Here is a 26,491-nt window from a genome sequence, read left to right as displayed (position 1 = left end):
TCTCTCTGAATTCAAAATTTCCCGAGATGTTACGGATTATCAGCGCCAACCTCAACGGCATCCGCTCCGCCTCCAAGAAGGGCTTCTTCGAGTGGATGGGCAAGCAGGAAGCGGACATGGTCTGCGTTCAGGAACTCAAGGCCCAGGAAGCCGACATGACCGAGGCGTTCCTGGCGCCACACGGCTATCACGGCTACTTCCACTATGCCGAGAAAAAGGGCTACAGCGGCGTGGGCCTCTATACCCGCCACAAGCCGGAGCGCGTGATTATCGGCTTCGGCAATGAGGAGTTCGATGCCGAGGGCCGCTACGTGGAAGTGCAGTATCCGCACCTCGCCGTGATCTCGGTCTACGTGCCTTCCGGCTCAAGCTCCGAGGAGCGCCAGCTGGCCAAGTTCCGCTTTATGGAAGCCTTCCTGCCGCACCTGCTGGAACTGAAAGCCAGCGGCCGCGAGATCGTGCTGTGCGGTGACGTGAACATCGCCCACAAGGAAATCGACATCAAGAACTGGAAGGGCAACCTGAAGAACTCCGGTTTCCTGCCCGAAGAGCGCGCCTGGATCGGAGAACTGTTCGACAACCACGGCTATGTCGACGTATTCCGCCAGCTCGACCCGCGCCCCGAACAGTACACATGGTGGAGCAACCGCGGTCAGGCGTACGCGAAGAACGTGGGGTGGCGCATCGATTACCACCTGACCACGCCGAAAATCGCGGCTACCGCCAAGGCTACGTCGATCTACAAGGACGAGAAGTTCAGCGACCACGCCCCGCTGTCGATCGATTACGATTTTCCGTTGTGATGTGCGCATCCCCCGGCGCAACGCCGGGGGTGCCGTCCGCCTTCAGATGGCGCGCATCTCGTCGAGCAGGTTCGGGTGACGGTCCCGCAGCTTCAGCCGCCTGATCGGATGGCAGCGGCCGCCACTCTCGCGTAAACCCTGCACCGGACACCCAACCTCGTTACAATGCTGGTTCTCCGCCCCCAAGGACGCGAGACTTTTCGCATTTTTCAGAGTGAGTCCGCCATGGTTTTCAAAGTGTTCGTCGATGGTCAGGAAGGCACTACCGGTCTCCGGCTGCTTGACTATCTCTCGGGTCGCACCGATGTGGAACTGCTGCGCATTGCCGATGACAAGCGCAAGGACCCGCAGGAGCGAGCACGATTCCTGAACGCCTCGGACGTCTCTTTCCTGTGCCTGCCGGACATGGCCTCGCGCGAGGCCGTGTCGCTGGTGACCAACCCCAACACCTGCGTGATAGACGCCAGCACGGCGTTCCGCACGGCTGACAACTGGGCCTACGGCCTGCCGGAACTGACCCGTGGCCAGCGCGAGAAGGTGCGCGGCAGCAAGCGCATCGCCGTGCCAGGCTGCCACGCCAGCGCGTTCGTGCTGGCCGTGCGTCCGCTGGTGGAAGCCGGCCTGATGCCTGCCGACTATCCGGCTTCGGCGTTCTCGCTGACCGGTTACAGCGGCGGCGGCAAGTCGATGATCGCGGAGTTCGAAGCCGGCGGAAATCCGAAGCTGATGAGCCCGCGCCCGTACGCGCTGGGTCTGGCGCACAAGCACCTGCCGGAAATGCGTGTGCAGACCGGCCTGTCGCAGGCGCCGATCTTCAACCCGATCGTCGGCAACTTCCTGAAGGGTCTGGCCGTGACGGTGCCGGTGTATCCGGGGCTGCTGTCGCGCAAGGCCGATGCGCAAGCCATCCTCGACATCTACCGCAAGCACTACGAAGGCGAGCAGTTCGTGCGCGTCCATCCGTTCAACAGCGACGCCAATCTGGACAACGGCTTCTTCGACGTCCAGGCGAACAACGACACCAACCGCGTGGACCTGTTTGTCTTCGGCAACGAAGACCGCCTGAACCTGGTGGCGCGCCTGGACAACCTCGGCAAGGGCGCGGCCGGTGCGGCCGTGCAATGCATGAACGTCCATATCGGCGCCGACGAAGCCACGGGGCTCGTTGCCTGACGTCTCGCCCGCTTCAAAAGAAAAACCGGCTCGACCTGAGCCGGTTTTTTTTCGCCCGTCCGGGCCACCGTCCCTACTTTTTCAGCGGATGCTGGAGATCCTCGTCGCCCGCGTCGACCGGTGCGTCGTGCAGGTCAGCCATATTGGCCTTGTAAGGCGGCAGCTTCTCCATCGGCATGTTCATGGCCTTGGCATAGAGCGGCAGCACTTCATTCATATGCGCCTGAAGCACGGCGATCCGGCTGCGGCCGGACGGATGGGTCGAGGTGAACTCGTCGCCGGCCTTGAGCACTGCGCCCATCTTCTGCCAGAGCGTGATGGCCGCGCGGGGGTCATACCCGGCGCGCGCGGCGATATCCATGCCGATCAGGTCGGCTTCGGTCTCTTCCTGGCGCGAAAAGCGCAGCGACAGCATCTTGGCATTGGAGCCGATATCCATATTGCCGAGGTTGCCGAAGCCGGTCAGCTGCGACACCACGTTCGCGCCCAGGTTCGAGATCTCGGCCTGCGCCGCGCGCTGGCGGGCGTGTTCTTCCAATGCGTGCGAGATCTCGTGGCCCATGACCATGGCCACTTCGTCGTCGGTCAGATTGAGCTCATCAAGCAGGCCGGAATAGACGGCCATCTTGCCGCCAGGCATGCAGAAGGCGTTGACTTGCTTGGACCGGATCAGGTTGATTTCCCAGGCCCAGCGCCCGGCGCGCGGATTCCAGAGCACGGTCTGCGGCAGCAGCCGGATGCCGATCTCGCGCAGGCGCTTCACCTGCGGATCGTCTTCGTCGACCAGCGTGTGCTTGGCGATCGCTTCCTGCTTGACCTGTTCGTACTCGCGCGCCGCCTGCTGGTCGATCACCTCCATCGGCACGATTTCCCGCACTTTCGAATAGCGGCGATCGACCCGCACGCCATCTTCGGGCGCGGAAACCACGGCAACTCCCTGCGCCCGCGCGGGAAGCGGATGCGCGACGCCCAGCGCGGCAGCCAGTACGACGGCTGCGGCCACGGCCTGCTGGCGCAACCGGCACGATGTGTCGGACACGTTCGGGTTCAAGGCAGGGCTCGCTGGGTAGAAAGTTTCGACTTGTTCGGGGGCGCGGAATTGGTGATGCAATAATACACAGCCAGCCGCGCGCCGTCCTCGCCATCATGACTTTTCAAGACTATCTCGACATCTTCCGCAATCGCCGCATCGGGGCCATGCTGACGCTCGGTTTTGCCTCCGGACTCCCCCTGGCGCTGACCTCGGGCACGCTGCAGGCGTGGATGACGGTCGAAGGGCTGGACATCAAGACGATCGGCTTTTTCTCGCTGGTCGGCCAGGCCTATATCTTCAAGTTCCTCTGGGCCCCTCTGATGGACCGCTTCACGCCGCCGCTACTGGGCCGTCGGCGCGGTTGGCTGCTGGTCACGCAGCTCGGGCTGGTAGGCAGCATCGCGGCGATGGCGTTTTGTCCGCCCCACGAGGCACTGTGGGCGCTGGCCGCGCTGGCCACACTGGTCGCCTTTCTGTCGGCTTCGCAGGACATCGTGTTCGATGCCTACAGCACCGACGTGCTGCGCCCGACCGAGCGCGGCGCCGGCGCGGCAGTCAAGGTGCTCGGCTACCGGCTGGCGATGCTGGTGTCGGGAGGGCTGGCGCTCTATCTGGCCGATCGCGTGCTGGGGTGGTCACACATGTACCTGCTGATGGCGGCGCTGATGAGCGTTGGGCTGGTCACGCTGATCTGGGCGCCGGAGCCGGACGTCCCGGCGCGCGCGCCGCGCTCGCTGGAAGAAGCGGTGGTCGGACCGCTGCGCGATTTCTTTGGCCGCCAGGGCGCGTGGTGGCTCCTGCTGCTGATCGTGCTGTACAAGCTCGGTGACGCCTTCGCGGGCAGCCTGTCGACCACGTTCCTGATTCGCGGCCTGGGCTTCGATCCGGGAGAGGTCGGCATCGTCAACAAGACGCTGGGGCTAGCCGCGACGATCATCGGCGCGCTGTTCGGCGGTTCGCTGATGGTGCGCCTCGGCCTGTACCGTTCGCTGATGCTGTTCGGCATCCTGCAGGGCGTGTCGAATCTGGGCTACTGGATCCTGTCCGTCACGCCACCACACCTGTGGACAATGGGTGCGACGATCGCCGTCGAAAACCTCTGCGGCGGCATGGGCACCGCGGCCTTCGTGGCGCTGCTGATGACGCTGTGCAACCGGTCATTCTCGGCCACCCAGTACGCGCTGCTATCTGCGCTGGCGTCGATCGGGCGCGTCTACGTGGGGCCGACCTCCGGCTACATGGTCGAAGCCTGGGGATGGGCGCCGTTCTACCTCGGCACCGTCATCGCGGCCGTGCCCGGCGTTGCGCTGCTCTGGGCCATGCGCAACACCGTCCACCGCTATGAAGCGCAGGCGCGGGAACCGGCCGAACCTGCGGTACCGCGCCCGGCGTAACTTATTCCTTGTAGTAGACGATCTGGTGCGAGGTGGCGAGCAACTCGCCGCTCGCGCTCCAGATCTCCGCGCTCTGGTCGAAAAAGCCCTGGCGGAACACGCGCGCCTGCGCGCAGCCCAGCACATGGCTGTCGCCAACTGCCGCCAGCGTGGCGGCATCGGCGTGGAAATATGTGGTCAGGGATACCGTGCCCGCCGGCACGAAGCCCGCGCGCTTGAGGAAGATGCGCGGATAGAACGCATCGCACCATGCCGCCATCGACGCATAGTCGGGCGTGCGTGCCGGTTCGTCCCGAATCCAGAACTGGGACAGGCTGTCGGGGTTCTCGGTCCCGGGGGCCGTGGTCGGCTTGGCGCCGCGCACTGCCCGAATGTCATAGCTGCCCAGCCACTTCACCGGCGCGAAACCGCTCATGACCGGCAGCGATTCGGCGGCGGGCACCTGCGGCATCACGGCCTCGCCCGAATTCCAGGTTTGGCGACGCACGGCAAACACGGCGCTGCCGGTGGTCGTCACCTCGCCGTTCTGGCGCAGTTCCAGATGCCAGTGCTGGGTCGAGCGATTGGTGCGCGACGGCCGCGCCTCGACCTCGAAGTCACCTTCCCCAATCGGCCCCGCAAAGTTGACGGTGAGCGCGATCGGGTCGCCCAGGCGCTCCGGATGCACCAGGGCGGCCTGCAGCATCACGGCCGCGGTGGCGCCGCCGAACGGGCCGATCATGTTCCAGTAAGCCTGGCTGGTATGGCCCACATAGCGATGTTCGCCAGCGGGTTCGAGCTTCAGTGCTTGATCGAGTGGATGCAGGGGCGCTTGCGTCATGGCAGGAAATAGTACGATCGTTCGGTAACTCGCGTACGGTATGCCTGCTAGAGGCTTGCGTCAAGCTATCGACTCGCCAGACCGATACCCCATCAGACCGCGCAGACCCGGTACACCGCCAGGCTGCCGCGCCAGTTGACGCCCCAGTTCACCGTCACACCCTCGTGCATCACCACGCGATCGAGCACGCGCAAGCCCACCTTGGGCGCCAGCGCCTCGAAATCGCTGATCGTCAGCACACGCACGTTCGGCGTGTTGTACCACTGGTACGGCAGCGACTCGGACACCGGCATCCGGCCACGAAACACCGACAGCCGGTGCGGCCAGTAGCCGAAGTTCGGGAACGAGACGATGCACTCGCGGCCCACGCGCAGGGTGTCGCGCAGCACCTGGGCCGTGTTGTGGATGGTCTGCAGCGTCTGCGACAGGATCACCGTGTCAAAGCTCTGGTCCTCGAACAGCGCCAGCCCCCCTTCCAGGTTCTGCTGGATGACATGCACACCCTTCTGAGCGCAGGCCAGCACCTCTTCATCGCGGATCTCGATGCCGTAGGCCTGAACGTCCAGTTCGTCCTGCAGCACGCGCAGCAGGCTGCCGTCGCCGCAGCCGGCGTCGAGCACAGTGGAGTTCGGTTCGATCCAGCGCGCGATAGCGCGGAAGTCCGGACGCAGCGCGAGGATATTCGGATTGGAAGCCGCGTTCATGCGCCGATCTCCTCTGCGATGCGGTCGTAGTAGGCGCGCATCAGGTTGTGATAGCGGGCGTCGTCGAGCAGGAAGGCGTCGTGGCCGTGCGGCGCGTCGATCTCCGCGTACGACACCGGTCGCTTGTTGTCGAGCAGCGCCTTGACGATCTCGCGGCTGCGGTTCGGCGCGAAGCGCCAGTCCGTGGTGAAGCTGACCACCAGGAAACCGGCCTGCGTCTGCGCCATGGCGCGCGTCAGGTCGCCGCCGTGGGCCAGCGCCGGATCGAAGTAGTCGAGCGCGCGCGTGATCAGCAGGTAGGTATTCGCGTCGAAGTACTCGGCGAACTTGTCGCCCTGGTAACGCAGGTAGCTTTCCACCTGGAACTCGACGTCAAACGAGAAGCGGATGTCCTCGGCCTTCAGCGAGCGGCCAAACTTCTCGGCCATGTCCTCGTCGGACAGATAGGTGATATGGCCGATCATCCGCGCCACGCGCAGGCCGCGCTTCGGCTTGACGTTGTGCGCGTAGTAGTTGCCGCCGTGGAAATCCGGGTCCGACAGGATGGAACTGCGCGCGACCTCGTTGAACGCGATGTTCTGCGCGGACAGCTTCGGCGTGGAAGCCACCACGATACAGTGGCGCAGCCGCTCCGGATACATCAGGCTCCAGGCCAGCGCCTGCATGCCGCCAAGGCTGCCGCCCATCACGGCGGCGAACTGCTGAATGCCGAATATGTCAGCCACGCGCGCCTGCGCGTTGACCCAGTCTTCCACCGTCACCACCGGGAACAACGCACCATACGGCGCCCCGGTCGACGGATTGGTGCTCATCGGTCCGGTCGATCCGAAGCACGAACCGAGGTTGTTCACGCCGATCACGAAGAAGCGGTTGGTGTCGAGCGGCTTGCCGGGGCCCACCATGTTGTCCCACCAGCCGATATCGCGCGGATTGTCCGCGGCAATGCCGGCGACGTGGTGCGAGGCGTTGAGCGCGTGACAGACCAGCACGGCATTGGTCCGCGCGGCGTTCAGCGTGCCGTAGGTTTCGACCATCAGGTCGTAGTCGGCGATCTGGCTGCCGTTGCGGAGCTGCAGCGGCTCCGAAAAATGCATGCGCTGGGGCGTAACGACACCGACGGAATCGGTTGGCACGTCGAGCACACCAGCGGGAGGAGCGACATCGGTCATGAGCGGGGCCCGCGATTGAGGCAGGCATAAAAAAACCCGACTGGCAGTGCGTGTGATGCTTCGCAGCCAAGTCGGGCGTTCGCGGTGTCCCGCGTGCCGGTGCCATGCATGAATCTTCCGCGAGGCACCGACCCAACCTCTTTAGCCGCATTTATATTGGCAACCGGAAGACTTCTCTTCCCATCGCCGCGCGCCCGCAAGCCAGTCATCAAATCGGCGCGACCCGCACATTATAGTGCAAACCGTTTTTTGTGCCTGCTCCTGTTCGGATCAGCCCAGCAGGATGCGCAGTTGCGCGTCGATATGCTCGGTCGGCGCCTTGCGGAAACCGCTCTTCACAAAACGGTGCCAGTGCCCCTGCACGGCCGCCGTGATCAGCGCCACGCGCAACGGAACATCGGCATCGGGCGGAAACGCCGCCTGACTGACGGCCACCTTCAGACACTGACGCAGCGACGCCTCGATGCGGTCGATCATCTGGTTGATGCGCTCCTGCAAGCGCTCGTGTTCGCCGACGAGTGCCTCGCCAGTCAGCACGCGCGTCATGCCGGGGTTCTTCTCGGCGAACGACAGCAGCATGCGCACGATCGCCTGCGCCTGGCGCAGCCCATGCTCTTCCTGCGTGGTGATCTGATTGATCAGGCCGAAGACGGTCTGCTCGATGAAGCCAATCAGGCCTTCGAACATCTGCGCCTTGCTGGCGAAGTGCCGGTACAGCGCGGCCTCGGATACCGAGAGCTTCGCAGCCAGCGCCGCGGTGGTGATCTTTTCCCCGCGCGGATGTTCGAGCATCCCTGCCAGTGTCTGGAGGATCTGGATACGGCGTTCACCCGGGCGCGGACGCTTGCGCGCGGGCGCCGCTTCCGGCGAGTGGCCAGCGGGCGTGTCCGCCTCTGCCTGGCTTGAAATGGTTTGAGTCATGACCCGGTTCTCCACATTCGTCGTAGGAGTTGATGCATCGATTGTACTTTTATGTCCACATAGCCGGGCCGATTCGTCACGCGTGCCCGCACACGCGGCAAATGATCGGGCTGCGATTGTGGCGTGGTTGCCGCACGGGTGGGGTCCTGGCTCTCGGCCGCCACCAGCGTCACCGACCGTTCCTGCGCCAGATGCGCCACGCGCTGGCGGTCTTCGGCGGCCAGGGTCGAGCGCGTGACCGCGTCACGCGCCGCGCCGGGCACGCTGGCATCCTGAGCCGGCACCACCACGTGCGGCCGTGACGGCGCGATCGTGCGCAGATAGCCGGTCACCCAGGCCCTGCGGATACCCAAACCCGCATAGTGCTTGAGGTGCGACAGCGTATCTTCCACCAGCACCGCCCGGTGCGGCGCCACGCCGATCTGCGCCAGCAAGCGCAGCAGCATGCGGCGGTCCGGCTTCGGACGCAGATGTCCGTGTACCCACATGTCCTCGATGGCCACGACCCGCTCGAAGCATCGATCGATGCCGGCGATCGCCATCACGCAGCGCGCGTAGTTGCTCGGTGCGTTCGTGACCAGGATCTTCCGTCCCGGCAACTGGCGCAGCGCGGCCACCAGACCTCGTCGCACGCGCACCATGTCCGCCAGCTCGGGGAAATCATGCGCGGCGCGCAGGAAGTCCGCCGGATCGACCTGATGGTGGCGGACCATGCCGAGCAGCGTGGCGCCGTAGCGCTGCCAGTAGTCGACGCGCACCCGGCTGGCCGTAGCGTCATCGCAGCCGAGCACACGCGCCACGTAGGCCGTCATCAGTCGGTTGATCGCCGGAAAGATGGCGTGCGAGGCATCGTGCAGCGTGTTGTCGAGATCGAACAGCCAGACGGTGTCGCCAGACGTGTTGCCGGCCGCGCCGCGGACCAGATGACGCCGCGGCCGGTGGGTAGAAAGCAGGCGAGCGCGTTCTAAGCCGCGACGCTGAGTGGGCTGACGAATGAACACGCGGGTAACTGGAGATGGAGGAAGAGGCGGGAACCCGCACGCGGCGGATTCCCGTACGACGCGCTCAGTGCGAGCGGATCATCGTGCCGAAGGCCTGTTCGGTCAGGATTTCGAGCAGCAGCGAGTGTTCGATGCGGCCATCGATGATGTGCACCGAGTGCACACCGCTCTTGGCCGCGTCGAGCGCCGACGAGATCTTCGGCAGCATGCCGCCCGAGATCGTACCGTCGGCGAACAGTTCCTCGATCTCGCGCGCGGACAGGTCGGTCAGCAGGTTGCCCTTCTTGTCCATCACGCCCGGGATGTTCGTCATCATGACGAGCTTCTCGGCCTTGAGGATCTCGGCCATCTTGCCAGCCACCACATCGGCGTTGATGTTGTAGGCCTGGCCATCGTCGGAGAAACCGATCGGCGAGATCACGGGGATGAAGGCATCGTCCTGCAGCGCCTTCACCACGGCCGGGTTGATCGCCTCGATATCGCCCACGTAGCCGATGTCGATGAAGGTGCCCGGGTTCTCGCGGTCCGGCATTTGCAGACGCTTGGCGCGGATCAGGCCGCCGTCCTTGCCGGTCAGGCCCACGGCCTGGCCGCCGTACTGGTTGATCAGCATGACGATGTCCTGCTGGACTTCGCCGCCGAGCACCCATTCGACCACTTCCATCGTCTCTTCGTCCGTCACGCGCATCCCCTGGATGAACGTGCCGACCTTGCCGACCTTCTTGAGCGCCTCGTCGATCTGCGGGCCACCGCCGTGCACGACCACCGGGTTCATGCCGACGAGCTTCAGCAGGATCACGTCGCGCGCGAATCCGTGCTTGAGTTTCTCTTCCGTCATCGCGTTGCCACCGTACTTGACCACGATGGTCTTGCCGTGGAACTTCCGGATATAAGGCAGCGCCTCGGCAAGGATTTCAGCCTTGAGGGAGGGAGCGATGGCCGCAACCGACTTGGTCGCAGGCTCAGGATTGTCAGCGTTCATGGCTTTGGACATTCCGTGTGATGTGGAGCAGGTATCATGACTAATCGTCCGCCGGACAGGCAAAGGACGCGCGAGGCCGGCGTTGCGGCAATAGCCGTCTGGGAAGCAGCGCGTCACAGGGATCCCCCCGGGTGCGCTATCCGGCCACGGCAGGCGCCGATTTTACAAGAAACCCGCGACCACATTGCAATCCGGATGAGTGGCATACGATGACCGATCCGTCGACAATCCAGACAGGCCAGTTGCGCCCGGTCGAACATTGCAGCCGTTGCGGCACCGCGTTCGTCTGTGGCTACGTGGCCGGGCTGCCCGAATGCTGGTGCGCCAGCCTGCCGCTGCTGCCGTCGCGCAAGATCGTGGCGGGCCAGCATTGCCTGTGTCCGACCTGCCTTCGGCAGCGGCAGGACGACGTCCCCCAGGACGCCGTTGCTCCAGATTGAATTTTTAGAGCAGCGAATGCCCAAACACCCCAAGTTCGGTTTAACATTCGCGGCATGAATAGCCTTCGTGGAATCGACCTCAACCTTCTGGTGGTGCTGGAAGCGCTGCTGGCGGAACGCCATATTTCGCGCGCCGCACTGCGCCTGCAGCTCAGTCAGCCCGCCGTGAGCCACTCGCTGGCGCGGCTGCGCCAGTTGCTCGACGATCCCTTGCTGGTACGCGGCCAGGGCGGCCTGGTGCTGACCGCGCGCGCCCACGAACTGGCCGCACCGCTGGCCGAGGCGCTCGCGCAGGTCCGCATCCTGCTGGGGCCCGGAGGCTTTCAGCCCGCCACGGCCCGGCGCACATTCAAGCTGGCGATGTCCGACTATGGTTCGCTGGTGGTGTTGCCGCGCCTGCTGCGCACGGTGCGCAAGGCCGCGCCCAATATCGACCTCACCGTCACGCAGGGCAGCCTGGAAACGATGACCGCCCAGGTGGCGGATGGCCAGATCGATCTGGCATTCGGCGCCTTCGCGTTCGAGCCGGAAGGCGTGCGCACCGCCGTGCTGTTTGACGACGATTTTGCATGTGCCGTGGACGCCGCAACGGTACGCGACACGGGCCGGCTAGATCACGTGGCCTATCTGGCGCGCTCGCACGTGCTGGTGACCGCAGCCACCGAGCGCGGGGACGCCATCGACGCGGCCGTGACCCGACTGGGCGGGCGACGCAAGATCGCCTGCACCGTGCCGCACTGGAGCGTGGCGCCCGGCCTGATCCTTGGCACCAACATGGTCCTCACCACCGCGCGCCGCTCGCTCGAAGCGCTGGCAGACGATCGTCTGGCGATCTTCGAGGCGCCGTTCACGATCCCCGGCTTCGCGTTCTGCATGATCTGGCCGGCGAAGGCCGACGCGGACCCGGGACTGACCTGGCTGCGCGAACGAGTACTGCAAGCCGTCGCGCCGGAAGCGGAAAGCTCGGACGCGATCAGCCTGCGCGGCTGACCGCCCTGTCCGATGACCCCTGATGGGGTCCGGTGCCGACGCTCAACGTAGCCGGATCAGCGCCGAAAATCCGTGCATCAGTATCAGTGCTTGTGATCGCCGTGGCCACCACCCTGCGCGGAGGCGGTCATGTCGCGAACCTGCGCGTTCACCTGCTGCTCGATCACCTTGCCGTTCTGCTCGAACTTCAGCGTGATGGGCACCGTGTCGCCCGCCTTGAGCTGCTGCTTCAGGCCCATCAGCATCACGTGATAGCCGCCCGGCTTCAGTTGCACGTCCTGCATCTTCGGCAGATCCAGCGAGGGGATCTGGCGCATCCGCATAACGTTGTTTTCCATCTTCATTTCATGCAGCTCGGCGGTGCCCACCGGCGACGACACGCCGACCAGCTTGGCGTCCTGATGCGCGTGCAGCGTCATGAACGCGCCAGATGCGGTCTGCGCCGGCACGGTGCCGCGCACCCAGGCGTCGCTGACGTCGACTTGCGCCATGGCCTGGGCGCTGGCCAGCAGACCGGCCAGGGCGAGGGTTGCGATCGATGCGGCGCGGGCCGCGCGGAACTTGGCTTGCATAGGGAACATCTCCACGATTCAGCACGAATTAGGTGTCGAGGGCGGTCATTAGATCACGCGGCATCCCGCGTGTCTTGTCGCGATCTGAACCTCGCAGTCTGGCAGCGCCGCCCGCCGTTCAGAATGCGGCACTGTGTCGCACGTTGCAAGCGCCGATCCGCGGCATTGCTACACTCGCGCCATGCATCCCCCGATCGCCATGTCCACCCTACCGCCCTCCGTCGCCCCGCCCATCGGCACGGCGCCGCAGCGTCACAGCCTGGTGAGCCTGCGCCGCCTTAGCTGGCTGCGCTGGGCGCTGCTGGCCGGCCAGGCCATGCTGCTGGTGTCATGCGAGTCGCTGGCCGGCATCGCCCTGCCCTACAAGCCGCTGCTGTTCCTGTTCGCCGTCCAGACCGTGTTCAACGTGTTCACCGTGGCGCGCCTGCACTGGCACACACGCCACGGCACGGTGCCGTCGGACGCCGAGCTGATGGTGCAGATGATGGTCGACCTGACCGCGCTGTCGGCCATCTTGTTCTACACAGGCGGCGCGACCAATCCATTCGTGTCGTTCTACCTGCCCGGACTGGCGATTGCCTCGGCCATCCTGCCGTGGCGGCTGGTGGTGACGCTCGCGGCGTACGCGCTGGCCTGCTATTCGATGCTGCTGCTCGAGTACATACCGCTCGATCTGCACAACCCCGACAACGCGGTGAACTATCACCTGGCCGGGATGTGGCTCAACTTTGTGGCCAGTGCGGTGATGATCGCGTTCTTCGTGGCGCGGCTGTCCAACGCGCTGCGCCAGCGCGACGCGCAACTGAACGAGGCACGCGAGCTGCTGCTGCGCGAGGCGCGCGTGGAGGCGCTCAACGACCAGGCCGCCGCCGTGGCGCACGAGATCGGCACCCCTCTGGCCACGCTGGCCGTGATCGCCGGGGAACTGCGTGCCGATGCCGAGAACACGAATCGCAGCGACACACCGGTGGCCGACTACCAGGCCGACCTCCGCACGATGGAGCAGCAGCTCGAACTCTGCCGTTCGATCCTGGCCCGGCTGCGCGCCGACCATGAAACACTGGCACCGCAGCGGATCGATGCGTGGCTGGCGCCGTTCGTCGAACGCTGGCAACTGCGTCATCCGCAGGCAAGCCTGCAGGCCAGTGCCGCGCCCGATGCGGCCGCGCAGGCCGTGGACACGGCACGCATCAGCCAGATCCTGACGATCGCGCTCGACAATGCCGCGCGCAGCCAGCAGGCCGCCGGGCACGACCATCGCCAGGGGCCGCCGCTGCAGCTGGACATCGCGCGCGAGGCGGATGCGCTGGTGTACCGCGTCACCGATCACGGCCACGGGCTTCCGCCGGGGCTACGCGCAAGGCTGGGCGAATCGCCGGTGGCCAGCGCCCACGGTGGCCAGGGCATCGGCCTGTACCTCGCGCAGAGCGCCGCGCGCCAGCTCGGTGGCCAGATCTCCTGGCATGACAATCCGGCGGGGGGCACGGTGCTCGAACTTCGCCTTCCACTCACGGCCGCATCCGAACGCGCGATCGCCGCACAACCCGACTTCCAACCGTGATGACCGACGTCACCGCCTCCAACGACGCCATGCCCTTCCTCGTCATCGACGACGACGAAGTATTTTCCGGCACCCTGGCCCGCGCCCTCACGCGCCGCGGCTATGCGGTGCAGGTCGCCCACAACGGCGCCGAAGCGCTGGCCCTGGCCGGCAGGACGCCATTCGCCTACGTCACGCTGGATCTGCATCTGGGACCGCCGCCGGAGTCGGGCGGCACGTCAGCGTCGGAATCGGGATTGCATCTGGTGGCGCCGCTGCGCGCGGCGTTGCCCGATGCGCGCATCCTGGTGCTGACCGGCTACGCAAGCATCGCCACGGCCGTGGCCGCGGTCAAACAAGGGGCTGACGAGTATCTGGCCAAGCCGGCCAATGTCGACTCGATCCTGACCGCGCTGATGGCGGGTGTTTCCGAGGATGCGGCCGAGGCCGCGCTGGAGGAACCGGTGCCGCTATCGGTGGCACGGCTCGAATGGGAGCATATTCAACGTGTGCTCACCGAGCATGGGGGCAATATCTCGGCCACGGCGCGCGCGCTGAACATGCATCGGCGCACCTTGCAGCGCAAGCTGGGCAAGCGGCCGGTTTCACGCTGAATCCGGCCGGCTCGCGCCAGCCGCGCAGCCATCGCACTGGCTTACAGGCGCAACTGGACGTAGTCCCAACCAAGATCGTCGGCATCCGTCGACGCAGACGCATCGGCAATGCGCACGGCATCGGTCGCATGGCGATCGGCCAGCGTCACCATCGCGCCGGACGCCATCGCCAGGGCCGCCACCGCGGCCTGGCCTTCGTGCATGGCGCGACGTTCGGGCTGATCGGCGTGGGCCGAATCTGTCACCGGCAATGCGGCGACACCCTGCTGCGCCATCGTCGGACGGACACACAGGAACAACGTTGCCGCGGTAATGCCGGCCATGACGCCAACAGTGGCCATCGCCACTCGGCGCTTGCGCACCTGGTTGCGATGGAAAAAGGGGGTTCGCGAAATGTTCTGCGACATGGGCAGACTCCCAGGACCATCAAGATGCGCAAGGGTCTCATTTCCCGATAGGACCGCGCCAGTGTGCTTACCAATGCTTACCAACCTTACCGGCGTGAGCAGAGGCAATACATCGCGCTGACATCAACGCCCAGCCGAGGACGTGAACGCCCTCACGCCATGCGCTGCGTCACCAGGTCGCACGGTGCGAACGCGCTTTGGCGCTAGACTGGCGCGCTATCACGGCTCGCCATTCCGACCTTTCCCCATGAACATCCGCACCCTGCTGGCATCGTTGCTTATCATTGCCGCCCCCATGGCTTCGGCCCATATCGTTTTCGAGCAGAAGCAGGCGCCCGCGGGCAGCTACTACAAGGGCACGCTGCTGGTCGGCCATGGCTGCAACGGCAGCGCGACGCGCGCGGTAACGGTGACGATCCCAGATGGCGTGCAGGGCGTGCATCCGCAACCGAAGCCGGGCTGGCAACTCGAGATCAAACGGGCGAAGCTCGCCAAGGCCTATACCTCGCACGGCAAGACCATCGACGAGGACGTGCATACGATCCGGTGGTTTGGCAACACGCTCGCCGACGAACACTTCGACGAGTTCCGCATGCTGATGAAGCTGCCCGAACAGGGCGGCAAGCTCTACTTCCCGGTGCTGCAGGAATGCGAGAGCGGCAAGTCCGAATGGACACAGATTCCCGCCGATGGGCAGACCACCCGGGACCTGAAGACCCCGGCAGCGGAGCTTGAGGTGTTGCCAGCTGCCGGCGGCCACGCGCACTCGCACTGAGCAACCGGGCGTCCGACGCCACCCCAAGCGAAAAGAGCCGGTCACCCGGCTCTTTTACTTTCAGGCTTCGGCCCGCGTTACAGCACGTAGCGCGACAGATCCTCGTTGCCCGCCAGGTCACCCAGGCGCGCATCGACGTATGCCGCATCGACTGTCACGGTTTCCCCCGACGACTTCGTTGCGTGGAACGACAGGTCCTCGAGCAGGCGCTCCATCACTGTGTACAGACGACGCGCGCCGATGTTCTCGACCTTCTCGTTGACCGAGAACGCGATCTCGGCCAGGCGGCGGATGCCATCCGGCGAGAACTGCAGTTCCACTTCCTCGGTCTTCAGCAACGCCTGGTACTGCTTGGTCAGGCTGGCATCGGTCTGCGTGAGGATGGCCTCGAAGTCCTGCACCGACAGCGATTCCAGTTCCACGCGGATCGGGAAGCGACCCTGCAGTTCCGGAATCAGGTCACTCGGCTTCGACAGATGGAACGCGCCGGACGCGATGAACAGGATGTGGTCGGTCTTGATCATCCCGTACTTCGTGTTCACCGTGGTGCCTTCGACCAGCGGCAGCAGGTCTCGCTGCACGCCCTGGCGCGACACTTCGCCGCCGCCCACTTCGCTGCGGCTGGCGATCTTGTCGATCTCGTCCAGGAACACGATGCCGTTCTGTTCGACGTTGGCGATGGCCTTGTGCTTGAGCTCTTCTTCATTGACGAGCTTGGCGGCCTCTTCATCGATCAGCAGCTTGAACGCGTCCTTGACCTTCATCTTGCGGCGCGCCTTCTTGCCCTGGCCCAGACCCGCGAACATCGAGCGGATCTGCTCGGTCATGTCTTCCATGCCCGGGGGACCCATGATGTCCATGTTCGGCATCCCGGCGGAGACCTCGAGCTCGATGTCCTTCTCGTCGAGCTCGCCCTCGCGCAGCTTCTTGCGGAAGACCTGGCGCGTGTTCGAGTCCTTCTCCTCGTGCTGGGCAAAGCCGATGTCGCGCGGCGGCGGCAGCAGCACGTCCAGCAGGCGGTCCTCGGCGGCGTCCTCGGCCTTGGTGCGCACCTTCTTCATTTCCGATTCGCGCGTCTGCTTGACGGCCATTTCGGCCAGGTCACGCACGATCGTGTCCACGTCGCGGCCGACGTAGCCGACTTCAGTGAACTTGGTTGCCTCGATCTTGATGAACGGCGCATCGGCCAGCTTGGCCAGACGGCGCGCGATTTCGGTCTTGCCGACGCCAGTCGGCCCGATCATCAGGATGTTCTTCGGCGTGATTTCCTGGCGCAGCGGCTCTGCCACCTGCTGGCGGCGCCAGCGGTTGCGCAGCGCCACGGCCACGGCCTTCTTGGCCTTGTTCTGGCCGATGATGTGCTTGTCGAGTTCGGAAACGATTTCCGACGGGGTCATGGTGTGCGACATGGGAATCCGTTCAGCGCGTCAGTCGAGGGTTTCGATAACGAAATTGGTGTTCGTGTAGATGCAGAGCTCGCCCGCGATGGTCAGGGCCTTCTCGACCACGTCCTTCGGCGGCAGCTCCGTGTTCTCCACGAGTGCCTTGGCCGCGGACTGCGCGTAGGCGCCACCCGAGCCGATCGCGGCGATGCCGCCTTCGGGGTCGAGCACATCACCGTTGCCAGTGATGACCAGCGTGGTGTCCTTGTCTGCCGTGATCAGCATGGCTTCGAGGCGGCGCAGCGCGCGATCCGAGCGCCAGTCCTTGGCGAGATCCACCGCGGCGCGGGTCAGGTTGCCCTGGTACTTCTCGAGCTTGGCTTCGAAGCGGTCGAGCAGTGAGAAAGCATCGGCCGTGCTGCCGGCAAACCCGACCAGCACCTTGCCGTTGTAGATGCGGCGTACCTTGCGCGCGGTGCCCTTCATCACGATATTGCCCAGCGTGACCTGGCCGTCACCGCCCAGTGCGACCTGATTGCCGCGGCGGACGCTGACGATGGTGGTGCCGTGATACTGTTCCATGGTGCCTTCCGTGATAGGTGTCAGCCGCGTAGGTGGCGTCGGCTCAGCCGCTTTCAAGAGCCCGGCGCCGATACGGTTCTCCAATATAGGAAATCGCCCGTTTTCCCGCCGCCATCCCTATCTGCGGACGGGACGGACAATAAAAAAGGCCACGCGATACGCGTGGCCTTTGCGGCACGGAGCAGCGATTGCCGATCAGTCCGCGTAGACACCCGCCTTCTTGATCACCGGCGTCCACTTGTTGATTTCCGACGCCAGGAACGGGCGCAGCGAATCCGGCGTGGCGCGCTGGGCCGGCACGGCCTCGGCACCGAGTTCAGCCATCTTGGCGCGGAAGTTCGGGTCGGCCACCGACTTCTGCAGCGCGGCCGACAGCTTGTCGATCACCGGCTTCGGCGTGCCCTTCGGTGCGTACATCGCGTGCCAGATCTTCACCTCCACACCCGGCAGGCCCTGCTCGGCGGCGGTCGGGATGTCCTTGAACGCTTCGACGCGACGCGGCTGCATTGCCGCGTACGGCTTGAGCGCGCCCGCCTTGAGCTGGCCGGCGATGTTGGTGGTCTGGTCGCACATCAGGTTCACCTGGCCGCCGAGGATGTCGGTCAGTGCCGGAGCAGTACCCTTGTACGGCACGGTGGTCAGTTCGGTCTGGATTGCGCTCTGGAACAGCAGGCCGCACAGGTGCGAGGCCGAGCCGATACCGGCGTTGGCCAGCGACAGCTTGCTGGAATTGGCCTTGATGTACGGCACCAGTTCCTTGAAGCTGGCCGGCGGCAGTTGCTTGTTACCCACCAGCACCATCGGCACGTCGGCGATCTCGCCGACCATCTCGAAGTCCTTGAGCGGATCGAAGCCCAGGTTGCGGTACAGCGCCGGGGCGGTGGACATGCCGATGTGGTGAATCAGGATCGTGTAGCCGTCACCCTTGGACTGAGCCACCTTCTTCGCGCCGATCGTGCCGCCAGCGCCACCCAGGTTTTCGATCACGATCGTGGTGCCCAGGTGCTTGGACATCACCATCGTCAGTTCACGCGCGACCTTGTCGGTCGGGCCGCCAGCAGCAAACGGCACTACCGCCTGCACAGGCTTGCCGGCCGGATATTCCTCCGCCTGCGCTCCCGAGAAAACGCCCACGCCGGCAACAGCCAGCACGGCCGCGAATTTCAATGCAACTCGTTTCATATACGTCTCTCCTGATTCCCTCTATACCCCGTACCAACGCCGCGTATGCCGCCGGGCAGGCCAGTCTTCATGGCACGCCCGAACGTGGCGATCCGGGTGGAATCGCCACGATGACCATCGGCATCTATCTATGTAAGTGGTGATAAGCGGCAGCGAACCCCGCCGACAGGCGGAGCCGGAGGTGGATGTTAGCAACCCCGGACAATTGCGAGGTATAGGGGCTAACCCGTGAGAATGTGACCCACTATCATCTAGCGGAAGAATTCGAGCATTTCCTCAAGTAGCGGCTCGGACACCTCTTCCGGAACATAGTGGCCACACGGCAACGTCGCGCCGCTGACTGCGTCGCCCAGGGCCTGCCAGAGCGCCAGCGGCTCGAAGCAGCGCGCCACCACGCCGTGTTCGCCCCATAGCACGCGTACGGGCATGGCCAGCTTGCGCCCGGCCTCGCGGTCGGCGCGGTCGTGGTCCAGATCGATGGTAGCGGCGGCGCGATAGTCCTCGCACATCGCATGGACGCGCGCCGGGTCCTGCATCGCGGCGACATACGCAGCCATCGCATCGGGGGCGAATGGGCTCGGGCCGGCGTGGCGCAAGCCCAGCAGCTTGTCGATGAAGAACGCGGGCTCGGCGTTGATCAAGGTTTCCGGAAACGGCGCCGGCTGAATCAGGAAGAACCAGTGCCAGTAGGCGGCGGCAAAGGCCATGCTGGTGGCCTCGTACATCGCCAGCGTCGGCGCGATATCGAGCAGCATCGCGCGGCTGACCGCCTCGGGGTGGTCGATGCAGAGCCGATGCGCCACGCGCGCGCCACGGTCGTGGGCGCACAGCGCGAAACGGGAAAAACCGAGCTGGCGCATGACCTCTACCTGGTCCCGCGCCATCTCGCGCTTGCTGTAGGCCTCGTGCCCAGGGCTGGCCGGTGGCGCGCTGCTGCTGCCATATCCGCGCAGGTCGGTGGCAATCACCGTGAAGCGGTCGGCCAGCGCCGGGGCCACCTTGTGCCAGATCAGGTGGCTTTGCGGAAACCCGTGCAGCAACAGCAGCGGCGGGCCGGAACCGCCACGCACGCCAGCGATCTCCACCTCGTCCACCTTCAGCCGGAACCACTCGAAATTGGGAAACAGCAACGCACTGGCATCGTTCTGCATGACTTTGTCTCCGGGCCTCTTTTCTGGCGCTTTGTGCCGATCATAGGCGGAATCCCGGCGCACCGCCGTCACGAAGACCCTGCTGGTGCAACTGAATTGCATCGGGTAGGGGCCTATGGTTAAATCCTTCGCATGACACGCACCACCCCACATGCGGCTGCGTCCGATGACGCAGTCATGCCCGGAGATCCGCTGGCCACGGCGCAATTGCGTCTGCGCCAGCTTGGCGCACGTGTGACGCAACCGCGCCTGGCAATTCTGGCCTGCCTGATCGAAGCACCCGAGCCACTCACCCATCAGGCCGTGATCGATCACCTGCCGGCCGAAGGCGACGTGGACCGCGTGACCGTGTACCGCGTGCTGGACTGGCTGGTGGACCAGGGCCTGGCACAGAAACGCGCCGGCAACGACCGCGTGTTCCGCTTCTCGCTTGTGGAGCACGAAGCGGCGCGCGCCGAAGTCCATCGACAGCACAGCCACTTTCACTGCACACGCTGCGATCGCACGTTCTGCCTGGAGTCTGCCGGAAAATCCGTGGCCCCCCGGGTACCCAACGGATTTGCGGTCGAACACGTGGAACTGACGGTCAACGGCATCTGCGCCGAATGCGGCCGATCGCACGGCGACGCATCCGCGCACTGACACACCCAGACACCTTTAGACGGCGAGCCCTTTTCTCGGAGTACAACAACATGTCCAAACTGATTCCGGTCACGATCCTTACCGGCTTCCTCGGCAGCGGCAAGACCACGCTGCTCAAGCGTATCCTCAACGAGCAGCACGGCATGAAGATCGCCGTGATCGAAAACGAGTTCGGCGAAGAAAACATCGACAACGAGATCCTGGTGCAGGACGGCCGCGAGCAGATCGTGCAGATGAGCAACGGCTGCATTTGCTGCACGATCCGCGGCGATCTGGTGCAGGCGCTTTCCGATCTGGTCACCCAGCGCGATGAGGGCAAGATCGCGTTCGATCGCGTGGTGATCGAAACCACGGGCGTGGCCAATCCGGGCCCGGTGGCGCAGACGTTCTTCATGGACGAGGAAATCGCCTCGCGCTACCTGCTGGACGCCGTGATCACGCTGGTCGATGCCAAGCACGCCAACCTGCAGCTCGACAAGCAGGAAGAAGCACAGCGCCAGGTGGGCTTTGCCGACGCGATCTTCATCACCAAGGCCGACCTGGTGAGCGAAGCCGAGGTGGCGGATCTGCGTCATCGCCTGCTGCACATGAACCCGCGCGCGCCGATCAACGCCGCGCACTTCGGCGAAGCGCCGATCGACCTGATCTTCGACCTGCGCGGCTTCAACCTGAACGAAAAGCTCGAGATCGACCCCGATTTCCTGCGCGCCGACGAGCACGAACATGACCATGACCACGAGCACGGCGAACACTGCGGCGCCGATTGCGGTCACGACCACGGCCGTGAACATGGCCACGATCATGGGCACGGCCACGCGCACGACCACCACCACCATCACCACCACACCGACCGGATCGCGTCGTTCGTCTTCCGCAGCGACAAGCCGTTCCATTACGGCAAGCTCGAGGAATTCCTGTCAGGCATCCTGTCCGTGTATGGCGAGAAGCTGCTGCGCTACAAGGGCGTGCTCTATATGGAAGGCGTGGACCGCAAGGTGGTGTTCCAGGGCGTGCACCAGCTCATGGGCAGCGATATCGGCGCCAAGTGGGAAGATGAACAACCGTGCACGAAGATGGTCTTCATTGGCGTGGACCTGCCACGTGACGCAATTCTGAAGGGACTGACGGCCTGCCTCGCCTGACTTTGCGTTTAGTGCATCATCAGACACTTGCGTAAATCCGGCCCGATAATCCCTCCCGAAAGGGGGTACAGGGAAAACTCGTGGCTTTTGTCCGGTTTTCTCCCATATCTACCGGAAAGTTGTTCAAGTACAATAGGCCGGATTTGATACGGACGGCGCACGTTTTGGCCGCATCCGTATCCGCAGGGCGGCAGTCGTCGTCAGCATGAGGCGGGGCCGCCAGCAGGCGCGGTCGTGGGCTTTGTGCGGAGACCGCCCTCCGCCTGGGGTCGCCTCGACAATGCGCCGTCACTCTTCGACGCGTAGAGAGGTGTCCCCATGACAGCCGCAACAAAGACGAAGGAAAGCCGCAGCAAGACTGGTAGCGCTGCGGTGGAGACGCGCAAGGCAGCGCCTGCAAAGGCGACGCCAGCTCCTCGCGGCAGTACGGCGGCGCACGCCGATGCGGGCGAGGCCAAGGGAGGCACGCGAAGCAGCAAGACTGCAGCCAGCCAGAGTGAAACAGCCGCCCCGCGCAAGCGGACGGCCACTGCACCCGAGCGGACGACGACGCCGCCGGTCGCATCAACAAGAGAATCAGCAGGGACCATGAGCAGCAACAAACTTCTGACTGAAGCTGAAATCCTGAAGATGAGCGACAAGGATTACATGAACGAGGCGCAACTCGCCTTCTTCAAAAATCGCCTTGAGCAGCTTCGCGACGAAATCCTCAAGAATGCGGACCAGACGACGGAACACCTGCGCGAAACGGTCATCGTGCCGGATCCGGCCGACCGCGCGACGATCGAGGAAGAACACGCCCTGGAACTGCGCACGCGCGACCGCGAGCGCAAGCTGCTGAAGAAGGTCGAGCAATCGCTGCAGCGCATCGAATCCGGCGACTATGGCTGGTGCGAGGAAACAGGCGAGCCGATCGGCGTGCCGCGCCTGCTGGCCCGTCCGACCGCCACGCTGTCGCTGGAAGCGCAACAGCGCCGCGAACTGCGCCAGAAGCTGTTCGGGGACTGATTCGATCCTTCGAGAGGCGGAAAACTCGGCGGCCCGGTGATCCGGGCCGCTTTTTCTTTTCCGGAGTCGTATTTGCCTTGATGGTGTAACGATTGCGACACTACCATTGCAGAATGATTTCAGAATGACCGCCTGTCCCCGGGACAGGCTTTCTGCTACAGTCGCAACTTTGTTGCATCAACATCGATCATCATGGCCGTTCGTCTGCCCGTCACCGTGCTGTCCGGTTTTACCGGCGCCGGCAAGACCACCGTGCTGCGCCACCTGGAAGCCCAGGCCGGCGCGCGCGTGGCCGTGGTCGACAGCCATGGCGACCTGCTTGCCGAAGTCGAACGGCTGGCCCAGACCGGCCAGTACGACCATGTGGTGATCGAAGCCGGCGCCACCGATGAACCGCTGGGCCTGGCCGAGGGCTTCGCCTTCGAGGACGAGCACGGCGAGACCACCAGCGTGGCGCACCTCGACACGCTGGTCACGGTGATCGACGCCAGCCGCTTCCTGCAGGACTACCACGACGCCGACTTCCTGTCGGCCCGCGGGCTGGCCGCGCACGATGACGACGACCGCACGGTCGTCGACGTGCTGATCGACCAGGTCGAGGTATGCGACGTCCTCGTCGTCAACAAGATCGACCTCGTCGATGCCGGCCAGCTTGGGCGCCTGCACGTGATGCTCCATGCGCTCAATCCGCGCGCCGACATCGTCGATGCGAGCCACGGCCAGGTGCCCGCCGCGCGCGTGCTGGGCACCGGACGCTTCGACATCGACGCCACACCCAACGCCGCCGGCTGGCAAGCCGCGCTGCAGGGCGATACGGTGCCCGATGCCGCCGGCGTGTCGACGCTGGTCTACCGCCGGCGCCGCCCGTTTCACCCGCAGCGTTTCGCGGACCTGATCCATACCGAATGGATGCGCGAGCATGGCGACGTGCTGCGTTCGAAAGGCCTGTTCTGGCTCGCCAGCCGCATGGACATCGCCGGCGACTGGAGCCAGGCAGGCGGCGTGTGCCGTCCCGGCGCCGCCGGTGCATGGTGGGCAGCGATCGACGCCGAGGAGTGGCCGCCCGAAGGTCCGGCACGCGCCGCCATCGAGGCCGACCTGATCGAGGACGGCCTGCCCGCAGAGTACGGCGACCGTCGCCAGGAACTGGTGCTGATCGGCCTGGATCTCGACGCGCACGCGCTGGAAGCGCAACTCGATGCGTGCCTGCTGACCGACGACGAAATGGCCGCCGGCCCCGAGGCGTGGGCGGCCTACCCCGATCCGTTCCCCGACTGGGGTAACGCGTTCGATGACGACCACGACCATGATCACGGCCACGACCACGATCATGGCGACGGGCCGTGCGATTGCGGACATGCGCACTGAGTCCTGCACCCTCTCTCGCTTGCGCGCGCGCGGCCCGAGCCTCTGGGCCGTGCTGTGGCTGGTCGCGTGCCTGCTGCTCGCCCAGCACGCGGGTCTGGTCCACCGCGTGTTGCATGGTGGCCTGCCCAATGCCTCGCAGCCGGCGCTGACGGTGGCGGCCGACGATGCAACGCACACCGAACCGTTTTCCCTGAAGCTCGGCCTTCACTCCTGCGTGCTGTTCGACGGCGCAACCGTGGCCGACATTCACGTCGGCAGCTTCCATCTGCCGCTGCTCGCCTTCGGCAAGCCGGTCAAGCCAGCCAACCTGGCCTGGCGCTGGCCGGACCTGCCGTCCGCGCAACCATTCCGCTCGCGCGCCCCACCGGCCGCATTCGCTTTCGCCTGATTGGCCGGGGGCGCGGTATCTTGCCGCGCGCTCGCGCCTGCCTCACGGCGCGGTGCCGGGCATCTCGCCCGCGCAGCACCGCGCACGCATGAACGAAAACGAAAATCGCGAGCCATGTTCTCGAACAACACCCGTATTCCGGCGGTGCGTCGCACCCCGCTGGCGGCGCTTGCCGCCCTGATCGTCACTTCCGGCGTTGCCTCGCACGCGATGGCCCAGGACAACGCTGCTGCTGCAGCGCCGGCCGCGCCGCAAACGCAACCGCAAACGCTGAAGGAAGTGGTGGTCACGGCCAATCCGCTCGGCAGCGACCTGAACGAGATGGTCGCGCCCGTCTCCACGCTCGGTGGCGACGCGCTGACCGTGCGCCAGACCAGCACGCTTGGCGAGACGCTGAACGGCATGCCCGGCGTCACCTCCACCTACTTCGGTCCGAACGCGAGCCGTCCTTCCATCCGCGGCCTCGATGGCGACCGCATCAAGTTGCTGCAGAGCGGCGGCTCCACGCTCGACGCATCGTCGCTGTCCTATGACCACGCGGTGCCGATCGACCCGCTGGTTGCCGAGAAAGTGGAAGTGGTGCGCGGCCCCGCGGCGCTGATGTACGGCGGCAATGCACTGGGCGGCGTGGTCAATGTGATCGACAACCGCATCCCGCGCGACCCCGTCACCGGGGTATCCGGCGCGGCCGATGTCAGTGGCACGATCGGTGGTGACAAGGGGCGCAACGCCAGCGGCCTGCTGGAAGCGGGCAATGGCACTTTCGCCGTGCACGCCGACGCCTTTGTCCGCCAGACCAGCGACCTGCGCATTCCCGGATTCGCGCGCAGCGCCAACCTGCGTGCCACACAGCCGCTGCCCGCAGGAGAGAGCGAGGCCTACGGCACGCTGCCGAATACGAGCTCCCATCAGGAAGGCGGCTCGATGGGCGGCTCCTACACCTGGGCGGACGGTTTCCTCGGCGCCAACTACTCGACCTACCGCAACGATTACGGCACCCCGGCCGAGGCCGACGCCCGCATCAAGATGCGACAGGACCGCATCGGCCTGGCGGGCGAGGCGCGCAATCTGGCCGGCAATACCAACGGCATCATCGAATCGGTGAAGGGCAGCTTCAACTACACCGACTACGAACACCGCGAACTCGAAAACGGCGTGACCGGCACGACGTTCAAGAACCGTGGCTGGGATACGCGCATCGAGGCCACGCACGGCAAGATCGGGAACATGAGCGGCGTGATCGGCACGCAGTTCGGCCATTCCGATTTCTCGGCGCTGGGGGAGGAAGCCTTCGTCCCGAGCACCACCACCGACAACGCCGCGCTCTTCGTCTTCGAGGAACTGCCGCTGATTTCGTCGGGTGATCTCAAGCTCAACCTTGGCGGCCGCATCGACCACAGCAGTGTCAAGGCCAGCGCCAACGGCAACGATCGCTTCACCGACGACAACCGCAGCTTCAACGCGGGCAGCGCGTCGGCCGGGCTGCTGTACAAGCTCAATCCGATCTGGACCGTCACGTCGAACCTGTCGTACACCGAGCGCGCGCCAACGTTCTACGAGCTGTACGCCAACGGCCCGCACCTGGCCACCAACGCCTACGAAATCGGCGACCCGAATGCGAACAAGGAACGCGCCACGTCGATCGACCTCGGCATGCGCTTCAAGCAAGGGGATCATAGCGGCAGCGTGTCGGGCTACTACAGCCGCTTCCAGAACTACCTTGCGCTGCTGAACACGGGCACGTTCCGCGATGCCGAAGGCAATGTGGTGACGGCCGGCAGCGACGGCGCGCTGCCTGTCCTGCAATACGCGGGCGTGCCGGCCACGCTGTATGGCTTCGAGGCGGAAGGCAAGACGCGCCTGCTGCAGAAGATGCTGACCACCGGCGACACCCTCGACTTCGAGGCCCGCGCCGACTACGTGCATGGCGAAAACCGCAACAACGGCGAGCCGCTGCCGCGACTGGCACCGCTGCGCCTGGGTGGATCGCTGGTCTATGCGGCCGGCCCGTGGGGCGCACGCATCAATGTGGACTGGAACGCGCGCCAGACCCGCGTGCCGACCGGCGACACGCCGACCGACGCATACACGATGCTGGGCGTATCGCTGACATACAAGCTCAAGGTGTCGGGTACCCAGACGCTGTTCTACCTCCGCGGCGACAACCTGACCAATACGGAAGCCCGCAGCGCCACGTCGATCCTGCGCGACATCGCGCCGCTGCCGGGTCGCAGCGTCAAGATCGGAATGCGGACGATGTTCTGACGATCTGGAAACGCCCCTCTCCCGCGCACGGGGGAGGGGCGCG

27 protein-coding genes are annotated in these 26,491 nt (G+C 65.1%); 14 read left to right on the top strand and 13 right to left on the bottom strand.

What is annotated here, in order from left to right; translation table 11 throughout:
* Positions 1 to 26: 26 nt before the first annotated feature.
* Together K6G35_RS00755 and argC are read left to right on the top strand one after the other, a co-directional pair.
* Positions 27 to 803: an exodeoxyribonuclease III gene (locus tag K6G35_RS00755; RefSeq protein WP_495675994.1), complete on the top strand. Its 777-nt coding sequence runs from the start codon at positions 27 to 29 to the stop codon at positions 801 to 803.
* 225 nt (positions 804 to 1,028) lie between these two features.
* Complete coding sequence (argC, locus tag K6G35_RS00750) at positions 1,029 to 1,976, top strand: N-acetyl-gamma-glutamyl-phosphate reductase (protein ID WP_035881262.1); 948 nt, start codon at positions 1,029 to 1,031, stop codon at positions 1,974 to 1,976.
* A gap of 73 nt (positions 1,977 to 2,049) precedes the next feature.
* Here argC and K6G35_RS00745 read toward each other — a convergent pair whose 3' ends face one another.
* A complete protein-coding gene (locus K6G35_RS00745; protein WP_495675993.1) occupies positions 2,050 to 3,015 on the bottom strand; it encodes a M48 family metallopeptidase in 966 nt (321 codons plus the stop codon).
* A gap of 107 nt (positions 3,016 to 3,122) precedes the next feature.
* Here K6G35_RS00745 and K6G35_RS00740 point away from each other — a divergent pair, with 107 nt between their 5' ends.
* Positions 3,123 to 4,403: a muropeptide transporter gene (locus K6G35_RS00740; RefSeq protein ID WP_035881260.1), complete on the top strand. Its 1,281-nt coding sequence runs from the start codon at positions 3,123 to 3,125 to the stop codon at positions 4,401 to 4,403.
* A gap of 1 nt (position 4,404) precedes the next feature.
* On the opposite strand, the gene K6G35_RS00735 is transcribed toward K6G35_RS00740, so the two are convergent.
* The 6 genes from K6G35_RS00735 to argB form a co-directional block, all read right to left on the bottom strand.
* Positions 4,405 to 5,223: an acyl-CoA thioesterase gene (locus tag K6G35_RS00735; protein ID WP_011515059.1), complete on the bottom strand. Its 819-nt coding sequence runs from the start codon at positions 5,221 to 5,223 to the stop codon at positions 4,405 to 4,407.
* Between the two features lie 92 nt (positions 5,224 to 5,315).
* The gene (metW, locus tag K6G35_RS00730; RefSeq protein WP_008647215.1) at positions 5,316 to 5,927 is read right to left on the bottom strand and encodes a methionine biosynthesis protein MetW; all 612 of its coding nucleotides are present in this window, start codon (positions 5,925 to 5,927) and stop codon (positions 5,316 to 5,318) included.
* Positions 5,924 to 7,096: a homoserine O-succinyltransferase MetX gene (gene metX, locus K6G35_RS00725; protein WP_008647216.1), complete on the bottom strand. Its 1,173-nt coding sequence runs from the start codon at positions 7,094 to 7,096 to the stop codon at positions 5,924 to 5,926. The genes metW and metX overlap by 4 nt, the downstream gene beginning before the upstream one ends.
* A gap of 270 nt (positions 7,097 to 7,366) precedes the next feature.
* Positions 7,367 to 8,017: a nucleoid occlusion factor SlmA gene (slmA, locus tag K6G35_RS00720; RefSeq protein ID WP_008647217.1), complete on the bottom strand. Its 651-nt coding sequence runs from the start codon at positions 8,015 to 8,017 to the stop codon at positions 7,367 to 7,369.
* The gene (locus K6G35_RS00715) at positions 8,014 to 9,018 is read right to left on the bottom strand and encodes a pyrimidine 5'-nucleotidase (RefSeq protein WP_008647219.1); all 1,005 of its coding nucleotides are present in this window, start codon (positions 9,016 to 9,018) and stop codon (positions 8,014 to 8,016) included. The genes slmA and K6G35_RS00715 overlap by 4 nt, the downstream gene beginning before the upstream one ends.
* Before the next feature lie 64 nt (positions 9,019 to 9,082).
* Positions 9,083 to 10,000 carry an acetylglutamate kinase gene (gene argB, locus K6G35_RS00710; protein WP_008647220.1) on the bottom strand — a complete coding sequence of 306 codons (918 nt, stop codon included), beginning with the start codon at positions 9,998 to 10,000 and terminating at the stop codon, positions 9,083 to 9,085.
* A gap of 209 nt (positions 10,001 to 10,209) precedes the next feature.
* On the opposite strand from argB, the gene K6G35_RS00705 reads away from it, so the two are divergent.
* Both K6G35_RS00705 and K6G35_RS00700 read left to right on the top strand, forming a co-directional pair.
* A complete protein-coding gene (locus K6G35_RS00705) occupies positions 10,210 to 10,440 on the top strand; it encodes a cysteine-rich CWC family protein (protein ID WP_495675992.1) in 231 nt (76 codons plus the stop codon).
* 54 nt (positions 10,441 to 10,494) lie between these two features.
* Complete coding sequence (locus K6G35_RS00700) at positions 10,495 to 11,430, top strand: LysR substrate-binding domain-containing protein (protein ID WP_008647224.1); 936 nt, start codon at positions 10,495 to 10,497, stop codon at positions 11,428 to 11,430.
* Positions 11,431 to 11,513: 83 nt separating this feature from the next.
* On the opposite strand, the gene K6G35_RS00695 is transcribed toward K6G35_RS00700, so the two are convergent.
* Positions 11,514 to 12,002 (bottom strand): copper chaperone PCu(A)C, encoded by a 489-nt coding sequence (locus K6G35_RS00695; protein WP_008647229.1) that lies wholly within the window; start codon positions 12,000 to 12,002, stop codon positions 11,514 to 11,516.
* Between the two features lie 181 nt (positions 12,003 to 12,183).
* Between K6G35_RS00695 and K6G35_RS00690 the strand changes: the two genes are divergently transcribed.
* Both K6G35_RS00690 and K6G35_RS00685 read left to right on the top strand, forming a co-directional pair.
* On the top strand, positions 12,184 to 13,563 hold the full coding sequence (locus tag K6G35_RS00690) for an ATP-binding protein (RefSeq protein WP_495675991.1): 1,380 nt from the start codon (positions 12,184 to 12,186) through the stop codon (positions 13,561 to 13,563).
* Positions 13,563 to 14,156, top strand: a complete 594-nt coding sequence (locus tag K6G35_RS00685) for a response regulator transcription factor (RefSeq protein WP_008642829.1) — start codon at positions 13,563 to 13,565, stop codon at positions 14,154 to 14,156. The genes K6G35_RS00690 and K6G35_RS00685 overlap by 1 nt, the downstream gene beginning before the upstream one ends.
* A gap of 41 nt (positions 14,157 to 14,197) precedes the next feature.
* Here the strand turns inward: K6G35_RS00685 and K6G35_RS00680 are convergent, their stop codons facing one another.
* The gene (locus tag K6G35_RS00680) at positions 14,198 to 14,563 is read right to left on the bottom strand and encodes a hypothetical protein (protein ID WP_035881257.1); all 366 of its coding nucleotides are present in this window, start codon (positions 14,561 to 14,563) and stop codon (positions 14,198 to 14,200) included.
* 247 nt (positions 14,564 to 14,810) lie between these two features.
* On the opposite strand from K6G35_RS00680, the gene K6G35_RS00675 reads away from it, so the two are divergent.
* Positions 14,811 to 15,338 carry a YcnI family copper-binding membrane protein gene (locus K6G35_RS00675; protein WP_495675990.1) on the top strand — a complete coding sequence of 176 codons (528 nt, stop codon included), beginning with the start codon at positions 14,811 to 14,813 and terminating at the stop codon, positions 15,336 to 15,338.
* Between the two features lie 77 nt (positions 15,339 to 15,415).
* Here the strand turns inward: K6G35_RS00675 and hslU are convergent, their stop codons facing one another.
* From hslU to K6G35_RS00655, 4 genes are all read right to left on the bottom strand, one after another.
* Positions 15,416 to 16,747 (bottom strand): ATP-dependent protease ATPase subunit HslU, encoded by a 1,332-nt coding sequence (hslU, locus tag K6G35_RS00670; protein WP_029306786.1) that lies wholly within the window; start codon positions 16,745 to 16,747, stop codon positions 15,416 to 15,418.
* A gap of 18 nt (positions 16,748 to 16,765) precedes the next feature.
* Positions 16,766 to 17,302 (bottom strand): ATP-dependent protease subunit HslV, encoded by a 537-nt coding sequence (gene hslV, locus K6G35_RS00665; RefSeq protein WP_008642837.1) that lies wholly within the window; start codon positions 17,300 to 17,302, stop codon positions 16,766 to 16,768.
* Between the two features lie 195 nt (positions 17,303 to 17,497).
* Positions 17,498 to 18,484 carry a tripartite tricarboxylate transporter substrate-binding protein gene (locus K6G35_RS00660; RefSeq protein ID WP_008642839.1) on the bottom strand — a complete coding sequence of 329 codons (987 nt, stop codon included), beginning with the start codon at positions 18,482 to 18,484 and terminating at the stop codon, positions 17,498 to 17,500.
* A 251-nt stretch (positions 18,485 to 18,735) separates the two neighbouring features.
* On the bottom strand, positions 18,736 to 19,635 hold the full coding sequence (locus K6G35_RS00655; protein ID WP_495675989.1) for an alpha/beta fold hydrolase: 900 nt from the start codon (positions 19,633 to 19,635) through the stop codon (positions 18,736 to 18,738).
* A gap of 132 nt (positions 19,636 to 19,767) precedes the next feature.
* On the opposite strand from K6G35_RS00655, the gene K6G35_RS00650 reads away from it, so the two are divergent.
* From K6G35_RS00650 to K6G35_RS00625, 6 genes are all read left to right on the top strand, one after another.
* Positions 19,768 to 20,277, top strand: coding sequence for a Fur family transcriptional regulator (locus K6G35_RS00650; RefSeq protein WP_011515046.1), 510 nt, complete (start codon positions 19,768 to 19,770; stop codon positions 20,275 to 20,277).
* A 50-nt stretch (positions 20,278 to 20,327) separates the two neighbouring features.
* Positions 20,328 to 21,419 carry a CobW family GTP-binding protein gene (locus tag K6G35_RS00645; protein ID WP_495675988.1) on the top strand — a complete coding sequence of 364 codons (1,092 nt, stop codon included), beginning with the start codon at positions 20,328 to 20,330 and terminating at the stop codon, positions 21,417 to 21,419.
* A 588-nt stretch (positions 21,420 to 22,007) separates the two neighbouring features.
* Positions 22,008 to 22,427 (top strand): RNA polymerase-binding protein DksA, encoded by a 420-nt coding sequence (gene dksA / locus K6G35_RS00640; RefSeq protein WP_008642844.1) that lies wholly within the window; start codon positions 22,008 to 22,010, stop codon positions 22,425 to 22,427.
* Between the two features lie 192 nt (positions 22,428 to 22,619).
* On the top strand, positions 22,620 to 23,795 hold the full coding sequence (locus K6G35_RS00635; protein WP_008642845.1) for a GTP-binding protein: 1,176 nt from the start codon (positions 22,620 to 22,622) through the stop codon (positions 23,793 to 23,795).
* Positions 23,734 to 24,183 carry a hypothetical protein gene (locus K6G35_RS00630; protein ID WP_495675987.1) on the top strand — a complete coding sequence of 150 codons (450 nt, stop codon included), beginning with the start codon at positions 23,734 to 23,736 and terminating at the stop codon, positions 24,181 to 24,183. The genes K6G35_RS00635 and K6G35_RS00630 overlap by 62 nt, the downstream gene beginning before the upstream one ends.
* A 114-nt stretch (positions 24,184 to 24,297) precedes the next feature.
* Complete coding sequence (locus tag K6G35_RS00625) at positions 24,298 to 26,448, top strand: TonB-dependent receptor (protein WP_008642848.1); 2,151 nt, start codon at positions 24,298 to 24,300, stop codon at positions 26,446 to 26,448.
* The last annotated feature ends 43 nt before the right edge of the window (positions 26,449 to 26,491 follow it).

This window comes from Cupriavidus sp. HY129 (assembly GCF_059492215.1).
The sequence above is the reverse complement of the archived record's forward strand: the minus strand, read 5'-3'. Positions and strand labels throughout refer to the sequence as shown.